The sequence below is a fragment of the Caloramator sp. E03 genome (assembly GCF_006016075.1).
Lineage (GTDB): Bacteria > Bacillota > Clostridia > Clostridiales > Caloramatoraceae > Caloramator_B.
Genome location: NZ_CP040093.1, coordinates 670,003 through 688,870 on the forward strand (window position 1 = coordinate 670,003; position 18,868 = coordinate 688,870).

Below are 18,868 nucleotides of genomic sequence, written 5' to 3' on the forward strand. Positions count from 1 at the left end.
AAAAAGATAATTATTTTTAACTCCTTTTAACCGCTTCTTTAGAAATTATTTTTTTAATGTTACCTTTAAAACTACTTTATTTATATCACATTCTCCATAAATTGTATCCATTGATTCTACTATGTCCATGTTAGTTATAACCATAGGTGAAATAGCTGATTTTGCTTTACTTTTAACAAGATCTAAGTCAAAGGAAATTAGCTTATCGCCTGCTTTAACTTTGTCACCAACATTTACAAAAGCTTCAAAACCTTCACCTTTCATTTCTACAGTATCTATACCTATATGAACTAGTATTTCAAGACCTTCCTTTGTTTTAATACCTATAGCATGTTTTGTTGGAAATAAATTTACTATTTCACCACTGCATGGGGAATATACAACTCCTTCAATTGGTTCAAATGCAATTCCATTTCCAAGCATACCTGATGCAAAAACCTGATCTGGAACATTTTTTATGTCTATTGCACTTCCTTTAACTGGGGATGTTAATTCAATTGTATTTTTCTTTTTGAATAAGCTAATCATTATTTTTTCCTCCTCTTTATAATTTATAATAATTTTTTAATTTCATCTTTTAATGTTTCAGAATCTGTTCCATATACAATTTGAAGATTTCCACCACCAAGATCCATTATTCCTGATGCACCTAATTTTTTAAGTTCAGATTTATTTACCTTTGAAATATCTTTTACAGTAAGTCTTAGTCTTGTTATACATGCATCTATTGCATCAATATTCTTTTTCCCTCCAAGAGCTGCAAGTATTCTTTTTGCTTTTGAATGATAAAGTGACGAAGTGTCAAAATCATATTCATCATCTAAATCTTCAGTATCATCTTCTCTTCCTGGAGTTTTAAAGTCAAACATTTTTATAGCAAAGTAAAATACAGTAAAATATAATGCAAAAATTATTGGGCCAACAATAAGAAACAGCTTCCATCCATTTTGAGAATTTGAAATTCCCAATATGTAGTCTATCATACTTGCTGAAAAAGTATAACCAAGCCTTATACTAAATGCTTTTGTTAGAATACCTGAAATAAATGCTCCAATAACATGGAATACATAAAGTGCTGGTGCAACAAAAATAAAGGAGAATTCAATAGGTTCAGTAATTCCTGTCAGTATTGATGTCATTGCTGCAGTCAGCATAACACCTGCAACTGCTTTCCTTTTACTTTTTTCAGCAGTTAGATACATTGCAAGAGTAGCTGCCGGAAGACCAAAAAGCATTATAGGGAATTCACTTGCCATAAAATATCCTGCCGTTTTATCTCCTGCAAAGTATCTTGCAGCTTCCCCTTTAAGAACCTGACCTGTTGCAGGATCAAGATATCTTCCAAATTCATATAAGAATACAGGATAATAAACATGATGAAGCCCTACCGGAATAAGTGCCCTTTTGCCTGCCGCATAAAAAGCAGGGCCAAAATATGAATTAACAGCAAAGTTAGCAAATTTATTAATTGCAACCTGAATAGGAGGCCAAATATAAGAAAACGCAATTCCCATAAATAAAGCTGTAACTGCTGCAACAATTGGAACAAATCTTTTCCCTGCAAAAAATCCAAGGTATGGCGGAAGCTTAATTTCATGGAACCTGTCATATAGTTTTGCAGCAACAATACCAATAATTATTCCTGCAAAAACTCCCATATCTATTTTCTCTATACCTTTTGCCTGTATGTTATTTAAATTCCCCATGGCATCAAGCACTTTTGTCATTACTTCATAGCCAACAACTGATGCAAGACCAGCAACACCTATATTACTTGCAAATCCAATAGCAACACCAATTGCAAAAATTAATGGAAGATTTTCAAATACTACTATTCCTCCATCATAAATTATTTGCCCTATTGCTTTGGAAACACCGCTATTTTGCATCAGCCATCTGCCAAAGGCTACAAGAATACCCGCCGCTGGAAGAACTGATACTGGCATCATGATTGCTTTTCCAATTTTTTGTAATATCTTAAAAAATCTTGTTTTCAATATTTTTATCCCTCCTTTATTATAGTATTTCAAAGATAAATTTTTATATTAATTGCTTTAATCAAAAAGGCATGAGTTATAATATCCTCGTGGGATATTATAAGACTCATGCCTGATAGAATCGAATCAGTAACACGTCTTTTATATACTATCATTTAACCTTGCTATATGGATTGCAATATATCCAATTTCAGTATCAGGAACTGGTTTACCAAGCCTTTTTTCAATATATGTACATACCTTTTTCGATACTTTAAATTCTTTTTTAAGCCTCTTTTCTAAATTAGGAGATAAAAAATTTTCAAAGGTTTTTCCCCTATCCACTCTTTGCAAAGCATATCTTAAATGAGATATTAACCTTGCATATTCAAGGGATTTTTCATTTATGCTTATATCTAAATCTTTTTGTATAAAATTTATAATTTCTTTAACAAGCTTAGTATACTTTAAGCTGTCAGATACACTTTGGTTAACTCTTGCAGAATATATATGAAGTGCAATAAAACCTATCTCACTCTCTGGCAGCTTAACACCAATCCTATCTTCTATTAGATGAATACATTCTTCTGCAATAGAGTATTCTATAGGGTATAGAGTTTGAATTTCAACTAAAAAAGGATTTACAATATCTATCCCTTCAGAAACGCGACGTATTGCAAAGTTTATATGATCCACCAGGCCAACATGAATATGAGAATTCAAAGGTTCCTTTAACTTTTGTGATGCCATATATATAATTTCTTCAGCAACTGCAACAATACTTTTTTCCGTGTTTTGAAGTATCTTGAAATAATCTTCCTTATCTTCATCATCTATTGCTACAAATTTCTTTTCTATACTATTCTCATTTTTTATTATATCTCCCTTTGATTTCCCAAATCCTATACCTTTTCCTGTTAATACATAAAGTTTTCCTTCTTTTTCGCAAATAACAACATTATTGCTTAAAATCTTTGATACGACAAATTCTTTATCCATACTAACACCTACAAAATACAATTTTATAATAAAATTTTAAAAATATCAATATTATTTTATGTCTAATTACCAGTATTAATTTTCCCCTAAAAAAATAATTAATTCAAATATGATGTATACAATTGTTTGAAAAATATTTTAACATTATATTGACTATATGGTCAAGAAGATAGATAATATAATTGTAATGACTTGGTGGTCAAAAAATAATGTGGGTTGTGATAATTTGAAGGAAAGTATTATAATTGTAAAGGATGTTGTAAAAGAATATACAATGGGAGAAGTGAAAGTTAAGGCCTGTGACGGAATGAGTTTTGAAATATGTAAAGGTGAGTTTGCAGTAATTTTAGGTCCCAGTGGCTCTGGTAAAAGTACTATATTAAATATCATAGGTGGAATGGACAGGGTAACATCTGGAGAAGTTTGGGTAGATGGAATAAATATAACTCTATATTCTGACAAGGAACTTACATTATATAGAAGAAAACATATCGGATTTGTTTTTCAGTTCTATAACCTTATTCCAAATTTAACTGCCATTGAAAATGTTGAACTTATGACACAACTAAGCAATAATCCACTGGACTCAAATGAAATTATGAAAAGAGTTGGACTTTATGACAGAATAAACAGTTTTCCCTCTCAATTATCCGGGGGAGAGCAACAAAGAGTTGCAATTGCAAGAGCTCTTGTAAAAAATCCATCATTAATATTATGTGATGAGCCAACTGGAGCATTGGATTTTAATACAGGTAAGATAATTTTAAAACTTCTTTGGGATATTAATAAAAAAACTGGAAAAACAATTGTAGTTATAACTCACAATGCTGCTATTGCAACTATGGCAGATAGAGTTTTGAAATTAAGAAGTGGAATGGTTGAATCAATAATAATAAATGAAAATCCTGAACCTCCTGAAAGGATTGAATGGTAATGAATATTTTTTTTAGAAAATTATTAAGAGATATAAAAACATCAATGGGGCAATTCATTTCATTATTTATAATAGTGGTAATCGGCGTAACCTTTTATACGGGAATAAATAGTACTTTCAGAAACCTAATAGAAGCAAAGGACAAATATTATGAAGGGTATAGATTTGGACATTTATGGTTTGATATCTATAAGGCACCATATAGAATTACAAAGGAAATAGAAAAACTTCCAATGGTTAAAATGGCTACGGGAAGAATAGTAAAGGATGTAAGTTTAAAAATAAATGGGGAAAATGCAACAGTTAGGCTTATTACTCTTCCAGATAAAAAAAATGATATAGTAAATGATATTCAAATACTTTCAAAAAATTATTTTTCTGAAGGAGAAATAAATCAATGTATCGTCGATGAGAGATTTTTAAAAGCAAATGGATTAAAAATAGGGAATTATATTTGTCCTATAATAAATGGTAATGAAGTCAAAATAAAAATTATTGGGTCAGCTTTAGGTCCTGAATTTATTTATCCTTTAAAGGATTCTGGAGAGCTAATATCCGACAATAAGAAATTTGGGATTGTATATATTAAAAATTCATTGGGTCAAGCAATTTTTGGATATAACAATTCAATAAATAATATAACAGTTTTACTAAATGATAATAAAGATATTAAAGCTGCCAAAGAGGAAATTGAAAAAGTTTTAAAATCTTATGGAATTGCAGATGTTATTGAAAGGGATGACCAACTGAGTAATAGAATGATAAATATTGAGATTGAAAAACTAAAAAAAGCAGGAAGCGCTTATCCAGTAATTTTCTTTATTGTTGCATCAGTAATTATATATATTATGATGGGAAGAATGATAGAAAATCAAAGAGTGCAGATAGGTGTTTTGAAAGCAATGGGGTTTTCTGATTTTAAAATTTTTTCCCACTACCTTTCTTATTCAATATTAATAGCACTTTTAGGAAGCTTCGTTGGATCAATTTTTGGTATGTATCTTGGTGGTGTTTTTACAAAAATTTTAAACATTTATTTTTCACTTCCACTTGGGGCAATGAAAATATATCCAGATCTCGCTCTTCCAGCATCACTACTTACACTCTTTTTCTGCATTCTATCAAGTTATAATTCTTGCAAAACTATATTTAAAATTATGCCTGGTGAAACAATAAGACCAACAATCCCAAAGAGTGGAAAAAAAATTTTTCTAGAAAGATATAATTCTATCTGGAACAATATATCTCATATATCACGGCTTGTTTTTAGAAACGTTTTAAGATATAAAAAAAGAGCTATGATAACATCAATAGGAATAATTTTTTCAACAGTTTTGCTTATAATTGCTTTTGGTATGAATGATTCGGTAGATTTTCTTATTGAACAGCAATATAAAAATATACAAAATTATGATATTAAAGTCAATTTTAATAAATTGATGAGTATTGAAGAATTAAATAGCATTATAAACATAAAACATATTGAAAAAATGGAACCTTTGCTTGAAACTGGTGTTGAAATATCAAATGGATGGATAAAGAAAAAGATTGGATTTACAGCACTTATTAAAAATCCACAATATTATAAAGTTACAGATGACAAAGGAAGATCTATTGAGCTGCCAAGTAAAGGGATTATGATTCCAACAAGGCTTGCTGAAATCCTTGGTGTAAAGCAAAATGATACAGTATATATAAAACCTTTTTTCCCTGGAAAGGAAAAGAAAGAAGTTGTTGTTAAAGGAACAATTGCCCAATATATAGGACTTAGTGCATACGCAAGCGTTGACTATGTAAATAACATATTTAATGAAGGAAAAATTGCTAATGCTGCAGTACTAAAAATTGATGATAAAGCATTTGCGGAAGAAGTTAAAAATAATCTTAGAGATCTTCCATCAATAAGTTCTGTTCAATCAAAGGATGATTCATATAATGCACTGATGGGAAGCATGTCTGCAATGACATCTACTATAGGAGTTTTAATAGTCCTTGCTGCAATTTTATCCATTGCTGTTTTATACAATATTGCAACAATAAACATATTTGAAAGACAAAAAGAGCTTGCCACTTTAAAGGTAATGGGCTTTAAGGACAATGAGATTAAAAAACTCATATTCAATGAAAACTATATTATAACTATTTTTGGTATTATTATTGCTCTACCCTTTGGAACATGGCTTGGTAAATTGATTATGATTGCAAACAGTACAGATAATTATTACTTTCAGTTTGTAATAAAATTTAAATCCTACATTTTTGCCATTGTATTTACTTTCTTTTTTACATTTATTGCTAATTGGATTTTAATTAAAAAAATCAAATCAATTAATATTGTTGAAACATTAAAAAGTGGTGAATAATTAAAGGATGTTTTTAAAAGGGGATGGAATTAATGAAAACAAGAAAGATTATATCAATATCTGGTATATGTGTTTTTTTAATTGTACTAATTATAATAATATATACACAAAAAAGTATAACTGCAGAAACAATTATAATTTCAAAAACTGATGTTTATCAATATGTTGAGGATACAGCAATAGCAAAATGCAAAGGAGCCCAGACAGTCTATACTGAAGGGATGGGTAAAATAATATCAGTTAATTTCAATATTGGAGATAAGGTAAAAAAAGGTGATATATTATTATCCCTTGATAAGACCGATTTAGAATTTCAACTTAAAGATGCCGAAGCAAAAGTTAAAAATGCAAGAGCTCAACTTGAAAGCACAGATACTAAAAACTATGCAAATAAAATTTTAGAAGCTGAAGCTACTGTTGAACAATGTGAAGTTTCTATGGATGCTGCATATAGAAATTTTGAAACTTCAAAGTCATTGTATGAAGCTGGAGCAATTAGCAAAGACGATTTAAACAAATCAGAAGATACGTATAAAACTGCATCCGCACTGTTAAAGTCTGCAAAAGCACAATTAAATGAAATAAAAAATGGTGCTCCATCGTATTTAAAAAGCAGTTACATTTCACAGCTTGAGCAAGCTTTAATTTATAGAAGCAGTATTTTAAAAAGCCTTGAAAAACAAGAAGTACGCTCCCCAATTGATGGTATAATATTAGAAAAACTTGTTGACGATAATTCAATTGTTTCAAAAGGAACAGCTGCATTTATAGTTGGTGATGTAAAGAATATTGAACTTGAAGCAAATATACTTTCTGATGATAGTTATAAAGTAAATGTAGGAAATGAAGTTGAAATATCTGGAGATTCAATAGCAAATACAGTATTAAAAGGCAAAATAATCAAAATTGCTCCTCAGGCAAAAATTATAACTTCAGCTCTTGGAGTAAATCAAAGTAGGGTTCCAGTAACAATAGAAATTTTAAACAATAGCGGTATTTTAAAACCAGGATACAATGTTGATATAAAGATTATAACTTCATACAAAAAAAACGTAATTGCAGTACCAGACAGCTTAGTATTTAATTATAATGGTAATAGCTGTGTTTTTGTATTGCAAAATGGCAAAGCAGTTATAAGACAGGTTGAAAAAGGACTTGAAGGAGATAAATTAATTGAAATAACTAAAGGATTAAAAGAAGGAGATATAATAATAAAGCCCAACAATAATATAAAAGAAGGAGCAAAGATAAAAACAAAACAAAGTAAAAACTAATGATAAGGAGAGAATATTTTTGCAGAATAGCTCATTTAATAGTTTGGAAGATGAAAAAAGAAAAAGAATTATAAATGCATGTATTGAAGAATTTGCTAATAAAGGTTATGACAATGCATCTACAAATTCAATCGTAGAAAAAGCAAATATCTCAAAGGGACTTTTATTCTATTATTTTGGAAATAAAAAAAATCTTTTCCTTTATACATTCGATTATTGCATAGAATATTTATTAAATAAGTATTTTAACGAAATGAATTATAAAACATCAGATTTATTTGAAAGACTTATATGGCTTAGCCTGCAAAAGATGAAAATGATTTGTGAGGAACCATTAATGACAAAAATGCTTTCAAATGCAATAATAAATATGCCAAAGGTATTGGAGAAAGAACTATCTCAAAAATATAATGCTTTATATACCAAAAATATATCCTCAATTTTAAAAGATATCGATACTTCAAAATTCAGAAAAGATATTGAAACCAAAAAAGCAATTGAATTTATCATGTTATGCATTGATGGGCTTTCAAACAAATACATTAATATCTATAAAAACAGATCTATAGATGAACTTTTAAATGATATGGAAAAACTAATGAATGAATTTAAAATATATATAGAAATTATAAAATACGGAATTTATGTATAAAGCAAAAGCATCAGCCTATTAGAGCTTCATTAATAGGCTGATGTTTTTTACTTAACACCACCGTCTAATGGTAATTCAATAATAAAACGAGCTCCTGAATTTGTATTTTCTGCCATAATACTTCCATTAAGCCTTTCAATTACATTTTTGCTTATGGATAATCCTAATCCAAAGTTGCCTTTTTTCCCTTTATAAAACCTCTCAAATATATTAGATATCTCGTTAGGCTCAAATCCAGGTCCATCATCTGTTATAATTAACTTTACTTTATTCTTATCAACTATACTCCATCTTATTTCAACAAGACTTTTTGCATAGCGTATACAATTGCTAATTATGTTTGTTATTGCACGGGCAAGCTTTTCTTCATCTGCATAAATTATAATTTCATTACAACATGCTATTGTATTAATCTTTATATTGTTTTTTATTGCTATCCCATTCATACGTTCAACACATGAATTTATAAGCTCATTAAAATCTAAATTATCATAACGGTAGTTTTCTTCAATTGCATCAAGTCTCGATAGATAAAGCAAGTCCTCAACAAGATGAGTTAGACGTTTAGATTCATCTATTATAATATCCGCTGCAGCATTTTTATCTACTACATCATACTTTATACCCTCTGCATAGCTTTGAATAGACATTATAGGTGTTCTAAACTCATGAGATACATTTTGAAGGAAAGTTTTTTGTGCTTTATCATAAGTTTCAAGCTTTTCAGACATAATATTAATATTATTTACAAAATCCTGCAACTCATCATCTACAACAATATTAATTTTATTTCCAAAATTCCTTTCTGCAATGTCCCTTATATGCTGATTCAATGATGAAAAAGGTGCAGATATTTTTTTAGATATATTTGAAGAAAAAACAACAATGATAATAGCTGAGAAAATAATAATTATAAATAATAAAATATTTATTACCATCAAAAGATGGCTTATTTTTTGAAGGTTAGAGTAAATTACAATCCAACCTAATCCAAATGAATTTTTAAGGGATACTGGTTTTATAATTGCTATATATTTCACACCAGATAAAGTAAAGTTTAAATAAGTTTCATTTGTTGAATTTTTTGATTTTTCAACTTCATTTTCTATTTTTGACAGTAAATCATCCGAAATTTTAAAGAACTCCTCTTGAGATGGAATTATCCTTTTTTTATCACTGTCAAATAAAATATAATCTGCATTTATAACAGAAAGGGACTCTTTTAATGTACGGTCTAACATAAAATAAAATCTAATAAGTTCATTATTACTATTTTCGCTATTATTGCTTTCTGTTTCAGTAATATTAGGGGGCGGTGGTGGATCATGTTCAGCAGCATCACCTGATTTTTGCAAAAACCTTGGACCTTTTTTCAAGGTAGTTTCTTCAACACGTAGTGCAATCTTATTTAATTGTGAAAGAGTATCTTTTTCCATATACATACGAATTGCAACATTAAATATTATTGCAACTAATGCAAGAAGCATAAATATTATAATTAAATTATATTTAAAAATCCTCCATTTAATTGTGTTTTTTTTCATAAAAATCATTCCTTATCTTGAATTTTAAAGCCAAATCCCCATACTGTTTCTATTTTAAGTGTTGAACCTGAATCAGAAAGCTTTTTTCGTATTCTTTTTACCATATCATCTGTAGCTCTTGTTTCTACTTCACTTTCAAACCCCCAAACCTTATCAAGAAGTTCACTTCTGCTTATTGCTTTATTCTTATTTATTGCAAGATAATAAAGCAGGGAAAATTCCATACCAGTTAATCCAATATCTTTTCCATTAAATTCTGCTTGCCTTGTATCAGCATTTATTGTTATATCACATATTTTAATTACATTGCTCTTTTCGGAAGTAGATTTGTCCATTTCTATCCTTCGAAAAATACTTTTAATCCTTGCTACAAGTTCCATTGGACTAAAGGGCTTTGTAAGATAATCATCGCTTCCTAATGTGAGACCTGCTATTTTATCTGGTTCCGTATCCTTTGCAGATACAATTATTATAGGTACTGAACTTTTCTGGCGTATTAGTGAACAAAGGGAATATCCATCAATTTCCGGCATCATTATATCAATTACAACCATATCCGGCTCTTTTATATTAAAAGCCTCAAAAATAGAACGCCCATCATTAAATGTTTCTACTTCAAAGCCCTCTTTTATAAGGAAAGATTTAATAATATTACAAATATTAACTTCATCATCTGCTATATATATTAGCTTCTTTTTCATTCCCTATTGCACCTCCAATTTTATTTTAACATTAAACACGCCATTATTCATTTAAAAAATATGCTTGCTTTAATCTTGCCACAGTTTAGCCAAGAATCATTATATTATACTAGTATAGAATTAGTATGTGGCAAATAAATCCAACGAAATATAGAAGGGAGGGTATAAATCATTTATATACGCATATCAGGATGTGTACATATCAACTTAAAAAATTTTCTAAGGAGGATATCAATATGAAACTAAAAATCAGTACTATCATGTTTATGTTCATATTAACATGCTTTTTAATGGTTTCATGTTCTAAAACATCACAGAATGCTACAAGCACAGTTACTAATAACAAAACAGAAACAACACAAGAAATATCTTCTTCACAGACGTCACAAAATAATATTCAAAATGAAATTGAAGAAAAAATTAATAGTTTAGTAACCTCTGGAACTATAACAAAAGAACAGGCAACTGAAGTATTAAAAGCTCTACAGCCTCAAGATAAACCTCAAAATAGTGGAGAGCAAACTCCTGAAAAAAAGCAAAGTCCATTAGACAGCTTAGTTAATAAAGGAACAATAACCCAAGAACAAGCTGATAAGATTCAAAATGCAATGAAATCTGCTAGGGATTCTAACAAATCAGTGGATGATGCTATAAATGATCTTGTATCAAAAGGAACTATAACAAAAGCACAAGCAACTGAAGTATTAAATAATTTTAAACCTAAAGGTAATGGTGAAAAACCTTCTGAACAAAAAAATAGTCCTTTAGATAGTTTGGTAGAGAAAGGAACTATATCTCAAGAACAAGCTGATGCAATTCAAAAAATATTGGACTCTGTAAGAGGAAATAATAATTAATTATTTTTAATAGCAGGAGACATAACTAAAGGGACTTGATAGTTTAAGTCCCTTTAGTTATGTCTAAAAGAACATTTATATTGCCACAATTTTGCCAAGACTTTATTTTATAAAATTGTTTAGAATTATAATTAGCAATTAAAATTAATATAAACACTAATATTCTGGAGGTTTAAAAAATGGCAAAAAAATATCTAAAATACCTAAAATTAATAGTAATACCAATACTAATAATTGCTATAGGCACAGGAGGATTAGTTCTGTATAAAAAATTCAATTCAAAAAGTACTTCCGTATCATCGACTGTATATTCAAGGGAAAAAGTAGTAAAAACTAATCTAGAAGTTACTGTAGAGGCGACCGGAACAATCAGTGGTGCTGATGCAGTAAATGTATTTTCATCTATTACTGGCGTAGTTCAAGGCTTAACTGTTAAAGAGGGAGATATAGTAAAAAAAGGCGATGTATTTTGCAAAATCGATGCAAGCACAACCGAACAAGAAGTTAAAAATGCCAAACTATCCCTTGAAAAAAGCAAACTTGAATTGCAAGCATTAGAAAATCAGTTAGAATCTCTTTATGTAAAGGCTCCAATTGACGGAAAAATTACAAAAGTATTTGTAGAACCTGGTGATAATACTTCCACAATACAATCAACTTATGGAGGAATGGCAGTAATGACTGCAGGATCAGATGATTCATTAGAAATTACAATTCCATTCTCTTCAAGTGGAAAAATTGCTGAAGTATATGTTTCTCCAGGAAAAACCGTAAAAAAAGGCGACATACTATTTAAATTTGATGATACATCACTTAAAAACAATATTGCTCAAAAGAAACTGGAAATACAGCAAGCAGAAAATAACCTTAAAGAAAAAGAAGCTGATCTTTCAAAAACAACTATAGTTGCTCCAGTTAGCGGAGTTGTTACAGCTCTTGAAATCAAAAATGGTGAAATTGTTGATGATAGTAAACTTATGGCAACAATTACTGACACATCAAAGATGCAGGTAACCATTCCTGTTGATGAGCTTGATATCAATAAAGTAAAAGTTGGACAGAAAGCTTCTATTAAAGTTGATGACGTCGATGGAAAAACATTTGAAGGTAAAGTTGAATCCATATCTCATAACGGAGTAACTTCTAATAACATTACCACTTATGATGTTGTAGTCTCCATTGATAATCCTGAAAATTTGAAAATAGGAATGAATGCTGATGTTACTATATCAATTGAAAGCAAAGAAAATGTTCTTGCAGTACCTCAAGAAGCTATTATAGAAAAAAATGGAAAGAAATATGTAATGATTGCTAATAATGAAACTCAAAATACTGATAACAAAACTGTTTCAAGAAAGCTTGTAGAAGTACAAACAGGAATAAAAACAACATCAATGATAGAGATAACAAGTGGGCTTTCTGAAGGTCAGATTGTATTAGTTCAACTAAATACAAATTCAAATTCAAATAACAACAGAATGCAAGGATTCCCAGGCGATATGGGTATGGGTGGTATGCCCGGTGGTGGTATGCCAAGTGGAGGTATGTCAAATAGAAGTAAAAATTAAAGGAGGGCAATTATGGATTATGTAGTTTACATGGAAAATGTTGAAAAAATCTATAATTCAGGCTCAAACGAATACAGAGCATTATATAATATCAACTTAAAAATAAAAAAAGGTGATTTCGTATCAATAGTTGGACCCTCTGGAGCTGGAAAATCTACACTTATGAATATAATAGGTTGTCTTGATACACCAACTTCTGGAAAATACTATCTTGATGGAGAAGATACAAGTTGTAGTGATAATAAGCTATCTGATATTCGTAATAGAAAAATAGGGTTCATTTTTCAAACTTATAATCTTCTCCCAAAGCTTAATATTCTTGAAAATGTTGAACTTCCTTTAATTTATCAAGGGTTAAGTAATAAAGAGATGAGAAACAGGGCATTAAAAGCACTGGAGAAGATGGGCCTTATTACACATATAAAACATAAACCTTCACAGCTTTCTGGAGGGCAAATGCAAAGAGTAGCAATTGCAAGAGCACTTGTGACAGAACCTGAAATACTTCTTGCCGATGAGCCAACAGGAGCACTTGATAGTAAAACTGGTAAAGAAGTTATACAAATTTTTAAAGAGCTAAATGAGGAAGGTCATACAATAATTCTTATTACCCATGATAAAGATATTGCATCTCAAGCCAAGAGAATAATAACAATAAAAGATGGTACTATTATATCTGATGAACTAAATTATTGTTTAAGTAAGGTGATATAATTGAAGTTTAGTAAATTAATTAAAATGTCCTTTAAATCTGTTCTTTCAAATAAAATAAGATCCTTTTTAACAATGCTTGGTATAATAATAGGCATTAGCTCTGTTATAGTTTTAGTTGGAATGGGTGAAGGTACAACACAGCAAGTAACTTCTCAAATTGAAAGTTTAGGAACTAATCTTTTAACTGTAAATATTTTCACGGGGCGAACTGGAGGTATAACAACAAATGATCTTGAACAGCTAAAAACAAAACCCGGCATTAAAGATATTGCACCATCAGTTTCCCAAGGAAATGTCACTGTAAAATCTGATTCAAGTTCAAGTAGTACTACAACTACTATTGAGGGTTGTGTTCCTAATTCAGCAACTATAAGAAAATTAAGCGTTAGCCAAGGTCGATTTATAACTCAGGATGATGTTGATAATAGAAACAGAGTTGCAATAATTGGTACCGATGTTGCTGATGAAATATTTAAGAGTACAGATGTTGTAGGTCAGAAGATAAGTATAAACGGGAATACATTTACAATAGTAGGTGTTTTAAAAAGCAAAGGTGGAAGCGGCTCAAACTCAGAAGATGATAAAATAATAATCCCCTTAAGCACTGCCCAAAGATTATTTAAAATTTCAAAAGTAAAAACTTTCTATGTAGCAGCTACAGATAAAGATTCTGTTAATATTGCAAAGGGTTACTTACAGCTATTTCTAAACAGCAGGTTTAAAAATCAAACTAATGCTTTCAGGATAATGGACCAAACAAGTCTTCTTGAAACTGTTAATGAAACTAATAAAAGTATGACTGCAATGCTTGCAGGAATAGCATCAATATCACTTATAGTCGGTGGTATAGGAATAATGAATATAATGCTTGTTTCTGTAATTGAAAGGACAAGAGAAATAGGTATTAGAAAAGCAATAGGTGCAAGGAGAAATACAATATTACTTCAATTTTTGATTGAATCCGCCATTATAAGTGGCTTTGGAGGTATTTTAGGAGTACTTGGAGGGTACGGGGCTGAAAAATTTGCAAAAAGTTTCTTTAATACTTCTATCATAATATCTACTAAAGTGGTTTTAATAGCCTTTGGCTTTTCTGTATTAGTTGGTATAGTATTTGGGGTTTATCCTGCATTAAAAGCTTCAAAACTTAATCCTATTGATGCTTTAAGATATGAATAAAACTTTTATATTGAGGCGTTTAAGCCTCTTTTTTATTTAGTTAAGGATCTGAATATTTTCTATAGTTTTAACAAATATTAAAAAAGGAGGTGGAAATAATGATTAATCTAACACAAAAAGAAAGAATGTTACTGCAAGATCAAAAATCCCATGAAGAATTATGCATTAAAAAGTACAACAATTATGCAAATCAGGCTCATGATCCCCAGCTTAAACAACTTTTTACTCAGCATGCCCAGCAAGAGCAACAGCACCTTAACACACTTAACCAAATTCTAAATGGTCAGGTTCCAAACTTAAATCAACAAGGTCAGCAGAATCAAGCTCTTCAAATGCCTGCAATGCAAACAGGTATGTCTAATCAAGCTGATGCAGATCTATGCCAAGATATGCTTGGTACAGAAAAATACGTTTCAAGCTCTTATAATACTTCAATTTTTGAATTTAGGGATCATAATATAAGGCAGATACTAAACCATATACAAAAGGAAGAACAAGAACACGGAGAGAGCATATTTAAGTACATGGAAAGCAAAGGAATGTACCAACCACAATAAAAAGAGGCGGCATATTGTCCGCCTTTTTTATATAACTTTCACCCTTCAATAATCTTAACAAATACCTTTCTATTTCTTGGTCCATCAAATTCGCAAAAGTATATTCCCTGCCATGTACCAAGTTTTAAATTTCCATTTTCAATAATAATACTGCATGATGATCCCATAAGGGACGCTTTAATATGGGCATGAGAATTACCTTCAACATGTAGGTATCCATTTTCAACCGGGAACACTTTATCAAGTCCATACAGAATGTCCCTTACAACATCCTTATCACAATTTTCATTTATAGTCACACCAGCAGTAGTATGGGGTACAAAAATATATACTATTCCATTTTTTACATTAGATTTTTGTACTGCATCCTTTACAATATGAGTTATGTCAATTAATTGCTGATGTTTTGTTGTTTTTACTTCGTATTCCATAAGATCACCTTCGAAACATCTATTTTAACATAATTCATAATTAAAATAATCTCGGGCAAAGCCCGAGATTATTTATTTTACATTTGCAAGGTGAAGAAGTCTTTCCCATCTTCTGTCAACTTCTTCTTGTATCATCTTTATAATATGTTCATTTTCTGGCTTAAATAAGTGTCTGAATCTTCCCTGCGGTTTTAACCATTCAGTAATTGGCTTCTTTTCCTTTGGAATGTAGTTTATCTTGTAAACTCCATTTTCAACTTCATAAAGTGGCCAGAAGCAAGTATCAACAGCAGCTTTTATAACTTCAAGCTCAGTTGCTGTGTCACATCTCCAACCTCTTGGACATGGAGTTAATACATTCATAAACTTTGGACCTTCAATGCTAAATGCCTTTTCTGCTTTGTTATAAAGATCAAACATATACTGAGTTCCTGGAATTGCTGGTACAGTTTGAGCAACATAAGGAATATGATGTGAAACCATAACTTCAGTTAAATCTTTTCTGTACTGCTGTTTACCTGGTTTTACCTTACCTGCAGGTGAAGTTGTAGTATCTGCACCCATTGGAGTTGCTGATGATCTTTGAATACCAGTGTTCATATATGCTCCATTATCATAGCATACATATAAAAGATCATGTCCTCTTTCCATAGCACCAGAAAGAGATTGAATACCTATATCGTAAGTTCCACCATCTCCACCAAAAGCTATAAATTTATACTTTCCGTCAATTACTCCTTTTCTCTTTAAAGCCCTGTATGCAGCTTCTGCTCCACTACCTGTTGCAGCAGCATTTTCAAAAGCTGTATGTATCCATGAATCCTTCCAAGCTGTATATGGATATAGACATGTTGAAACTTCAAGACAACCTGTTGCATTTGCAATAACTGCTCTTTCATCATCCTTTAAAGCTTTTAAAACCCAGTTAACAACCATTGGTGCACCACAACCGGCACACATTCTATGTCCACCTGTAAGTCTTACTTTCTTAGCTGAAAGTTCCTTCAAATTTGGCATAACTACACCTCCTATTCTCTTACGCCTAAGTAGTTGTAAACTTCGTATTTACCTGTTTCAATTGCGCTAAATAAATCTGAGTAAACCTTTTCTATATTAACACTTGTAACGTCTCTTCCACCAAGACCATAAATATAATTTGTAACTATCTTTCCATCTGCTATTCCATACATAGCACTTCTTACCTCATTGAATAATGGACCTCCGGCTGCTGAGAAGCTATCAGCCTTGTCCATTATAGCAACAGCCTTAACGTTCTTTAAAGCCTTTGCTATTTCTTCTGCTGGGAAAGGTCTAAATACTCTTATTTTAATCAATCCAACCTTCTTGCCCTGTGCTCTTAAATTATCTATAACATATTTTGCAGTACCTGCTGTTGAGTTTATTACAACTATAGCAGCTTCTGCATCTTCCATCTTATATTCTTCAAAGAAGCTGTATTTTCTTCCAGTTAACTTTTCATATTCTGCAGCTACTTCAAGAATAACATTTTTAGCATTTTTCATAGCTTCTGCTTGAAGTCTTTTATGTTCAAAGTAATGGTTTGGAAGATCGAGTGGTCCCATTGATATTGGATCTCCTCCAAGTAATGCAAAAGGAGCAACTCTCTTTTCTCCAACAAATTTCTTAACATCTGCATCATCAAGCATTTCAAGGTTTTCTACTGCATGGCTTGTTATAAATCCATCATAGCAAACCATAACTGGAAGCTGAACATCTTTATGTTCTCCAATTCTTACAGCCTGAATTAAGTTATCATAAGCTTCCTGTGCTGATTCGCTATAAAGCTGTATCCAGCCTGAATCTCTTGCACCCATTGTATCCGAATGATCGTTATGTATGTTTATTGGTCCTGATAATGCTCTGTTAGTAACAGCAAGCACCATTGGAGTTCTCATTGAAGCACCAACATAAAGCATTTCCCACATAAGTGCAAGACCAGCTGATGCTGTTGCTGTCATAACTCTTCCACCTGCTGCTGCTGCACCTATACATGCTGACATAGCACTGTGCTCTGATTCAACAGGAACGAATTCTGTATCTACCTGACCATTAGCAACAAACTGTGAAAAGTACTGAGGTACTTCTGTTGATGGTGTTATAGGAAAAGCAGCAACAACATCTGGATTTATTTGCTTCATACCAAATGCAACTGCTTCATTACCACTTAAAGACACTCTCTTTGCCATTTTCTAATCCTCCCCTCATTATTCTTCTGGAACAAAATCAAGTGCACCAAATTTACATTGTTTTGTGCAAACTCCGCAACCTTTGCAGTGATCATAATCAAATCCAGTAAGCTTTCCATTTTCAACCTTAATAGAGTTGTCAGGACATACAACCCAGCAAAGTAAGCAATGCTTACATTTATCTTCATGCCATACTGGTTTCATTGATCTCCAGTCACCTGTCTTAAAATCTTCAGCATTACCTGCATCAAGTATAACTCCACCTGGTGTAGTTTCTTTCCAAGTAGTATCTGGTGTTATATTAACCTTTCTATTACTCATTTCCCTTCACCTCCTCAAGTGCTCTCTTAACTGCTTCCATATTCTTTGGAACAACCTGTGGCTTGTTAGCAAACTTGTGCTTGAAGGATGCTTCTATGTCATTTAAAAATACTTCTACTGGTATTACGCCTGTAATCTTTACGACAGCTGCAAGCATCGGAGTATTTGGGAAATATGCTCCAAGAGTTTCTTCTGAAATCTTTCTTGCATCAATAGTGTAGACTTTTCCATTGTAATTTAATTCCTTTTTAATCTCTTCTGGAGATTTAGAAGTGTTAATAATTACTGCACCATTTTCCTTTAATCCTGCAGTAACCGGAACTGATTTAATTAAAGTTTCATCAACAACTACTACATAATCTGGTTCATAGATATTGCTATGAATTGTAATTGGATCATCACTAATTCTGTTATATGCAGTAATTGGAGCACCCATTCTTTCTGGGCCATATTCTGGAAAACCCTGTATGTACTTTCCAGTGTTAAATGCTACTTCAGCAAGAAGCAATGAAGCTGTTTTAGCACCTTGTCCACCACGACCGTGCCAACGAATTTCAACAAGCTTACCCATTGTTTTTTCCTCCCTTCAAC

19 protein-coding genes are annotated in these 18,868 nt (G+C 31.2%); 9 read left to right on the forward strand and 10 right to left on the reverse strand.

The features are described from left to right. Positions 1-45: 45 nt before the first annotated feature. The 3 genes from FDN13_RS14570 to FDN13_RS03480 form a co-directional block, all read right to left on the reverse strand. A complete protein-coding gene (locus FDN13_RS14570) occupies positions 46-528 on the reverse strand; it encodes a PTS sugar transporter subunit IIA (RefSeq protein ID WP_138978922.1) in 483 nt (160 codons plus the stop codon). A 23-nt stretch (positions 529-551) separates the two neighbouring features. Beyond that, positions 552-1,997, reverse strand: a complete 1,446-nt coding sequence (locus tag FDN13_RS03475; RefSeq protein ID WP_207670904.1) for a PTS transporter subunit EIIC — start codon at positions 1,995-1,997, stop codon at positions 552-554. Between the two features lie 141 nt (positions 1,998-2,138). Then, the gene (locus FDN13_RS03480) at positions 2,139-2,975 is read right to left on the reverse strand and encodes a PRD domain-containing protein (protein WP_138978923.1); all 837 of its coding nucleotides are present in this window, start codon (positions 2,973-2,975) and stop codon (positions 2,139-2,141) included. Between the two features lie 187 nt (positions 2,976-3,162). On the opposite strand from FDN13_RS03480, the gene FDN13_RS03485 reads away from it, so the two are divergent. The 4 genes from FDN13_RS03485 to FDN13_RS03500 are packed head-to-tail and all read left to right on the forward strand — an operon-like array spanning position 3,163 to position 8,198. Continuing rightward, positions 3,163-3,909: an ABC transporter ATP-binding protein gene (locus tag FDN13_RS03485; RefSeq protein WP_207670935.1), complete on the forward strand. Its 747-nt coding sequence runs from the start codon at positions 3,163-3,165 to the stop codon at positions 3,907-3,909. Next, positions 3,909-6,272 (forward strand): ABC transporter permease, encoded by a 2,364-nt coding sequence (locus FDN13_RS03490; protein WP_138978924.1) that lies wholly within the window; start codon positions 3,909-3,911, stop codon positions 6,270-6,272. Before FDN13_RS03485 ends, FDN13_RS03490 begins: the two co-directional genes overlap by 1 nt. Before the next feature lie 32 nt (positions 6,273-6,304). Beyond that, a complete protein-coding gene (locus FDN13_RS03495) occupies positions 6,305-7,546 on the forward strand; it encodes an efflux RND transporter periplasmic adaptor subunit (protein ID WP_138978925.1) in 1,242 nt (413 codons plus the stop codon). A gap of 19 nt (positions 7,547-7,565) precedes the next feature. Continuing rightward, positions 7,566-8,198 (forward strand): TetR/AcrR family transcriptional regulator, encoded by a 633-nt coding sequence (locus FDN13_RS03500; RefSeq protein ID WP_138978926.1) that lies wholly within the window; start codon positions 7,566-7,568, stop codon positions 8,196-8,198. Positions 8,199-8,245: 47 nt separating this feature from the next. Here FDN13_RS03500 and FDN13_RS03505 read toward each other — a convergent pair whose 3' ends face one another. Both FDN13_RS03505 and FDN13_RS03510 read right to left on the reverse strand, forming a co-directional pair. After that, positions 8,246-9,742, reverse strand: a complete 1,497-nt coding sequence (locus FDN13_RS03505; protein ID WP_138978927.1) for a sensor histidine kinase — start codon at positions 9,740-9,742, stop codon at positions 8,246-8,248. 5 nt (positions 9,743-9,747) lie between these two features. Beyond that, a complete protein-coding gene (locus tag FDN13_RS03510) occupies positions 9,748-10,443 on the reverse strand; it encodes a response regulator transcription factor (RefSeq protein ID WP_138978928.1) in 696 nt (231 codons plus the stop codon). 266 nt (positions 10,444-10,709) lie between these two features. Here FDN13_RS03510 and FDN13_RS03515 point away from each other — a divergent pair, with 266 nt between their 5' ends. The 5 genes from FDN13_RS03515 (at position 10,710) to FDN13_RS03535 (ending at position 15,318) form a co-directional block, all read left to right on the forward strand. Continuing rightward, the gene (locus FDN13_RS03515) at positions 10,710-11,300 is read left to right on the forward strand and encodes a hypothetical protein (RefSeq protein ID WP_168190063.1); all 591 of its coding nucleotides are present in this window, start codon (positions 10,710-10,712) and stop codon (positions 11,298-11,300) included. Between the two features lie 179 nt (positions 11,301-11,479). After that, the gene (locus FDN13_RS03520) at positions 11,480-12,868 is read left to right on the forward strand and encodes an efflux RND transporter periplasmic adaptor subunit (RefSeq protein WP_138978930.1); all 1,389 of its coding nucleotides are present in this window, start codon (positions 11,480-11,482) and stop codon (positions 12,866-12,868) included. A 12-nt stretch (positions 12,869-12,880) separates the two neighbouring features. Continuing rightward, positions 12,881-13,582, forward strand: coding sequence for an ABC transporter ATP-binding protein (locus tag FDN13_RS03525; protein WP_138978931.1), 702 nt, complete (start codon positions 12,881-12,883; stop codon positions 13,580-13,582). Continuing rightward, positions 13,583-14,761 carry an ABC transporter permease gene (locus FDN13_RS03530; RefSeq protein WP_138978932.1) on the forward strand — a complete coding sequence of 393 codons (1,179 nt, stop codon included), beginning with the start codon at positions 13,583-13,585 and terminating at the stop codon, positions 14,759-14,761. Between the two features lie 98 nt (positions 14,762-14,859). After that, a complete protein-coding gene (locus tag FDN13_RS03535; protein WP_138978933.1) occupies positions 14,860-15,318 on the forward strand; it encodes a demethoxyubiquinone hydroxylase family protein in 459 nt (152 codons plus the stop codon). 38 nt (positions 15,319-15,356) lie between these two features. On the opposite strand, the gene FDN13_RS03540 is transcribed toward FDN13_RS03535, so the two are convergent. From FDN13_RS03540 to FDN13_RS03560, 5 genes are all read right to left on the reverse strand, one after another. After that, positions 15,357-15,749 carry a secondary thiamine-phosphate synthase enzyme YjbQ gene (locus FDN13_RS03540; RefSeq protein WP_138978934.1) on the reverse strand — a complete coding sequence of 131 codons (393 nt, stop codon included), beginning with the start codon at positions 15,747-15,749 and terminating at the stop codon, positions 15,357-15,359. Positions 15,750-15,821: 72 nt separating this feature from the next. Then, positions 15,822-16,766 (reverse strand): thiamine pyrophosphate-dependent enzyme, encoded by a 945-nt coding sequence (locus FDN13_RS03545; RefSeq protein ID WP_138978935.1) that lies wholly within the window; start codon positions 16,764-16,766, stop codon positions 15,822-15,824. 11 nt (positions 16,767-16,777) lie between these two features. Continuing rightward, complete coding sequence (gene porA / locus FDN13_RS03550; RefSeq protein ID WP_138978936.1) at positions 16,778-17,956, reverse strand: pyruvate ferredoxin oxidoreductase; 1,179 nt, start codon at positions 17,954-17,956, stop codon at positions 16,778-16,780. A gap of 18 nt (positions 17,957-17,974) precedes the next feature. After that, positions 17,975-18,277, reverse strand: a complete 303-nt coding sequence (locus tag FDN13_RS03555) for a 4Fe-4S binding protein (protein WP_138978937.1) — start codon at positions 18,275-18,277, stop codon at positions 17,975-17,977. Then, positions 18,270-18,848 carry a 2-oxoacid:acceptor oxidoreductase family protein gene (locus FDN13_RS03560; RefSeq protein WP_138978938.1) on the reverse strand — a complete coding sequence of 193 codons (579 nt, stop codon included), beginning with the start codon at positions 18,846-18,848 and terminating at the stop codon, positions 18,270-18,272. Before FDN13_RS03560 ends, FDN13_RS03555 begins: the two co-directional genes overlap by 8 nt. Between the last annotated feature and the right edge of the window lie 20 nt (positions 18,849-18,868).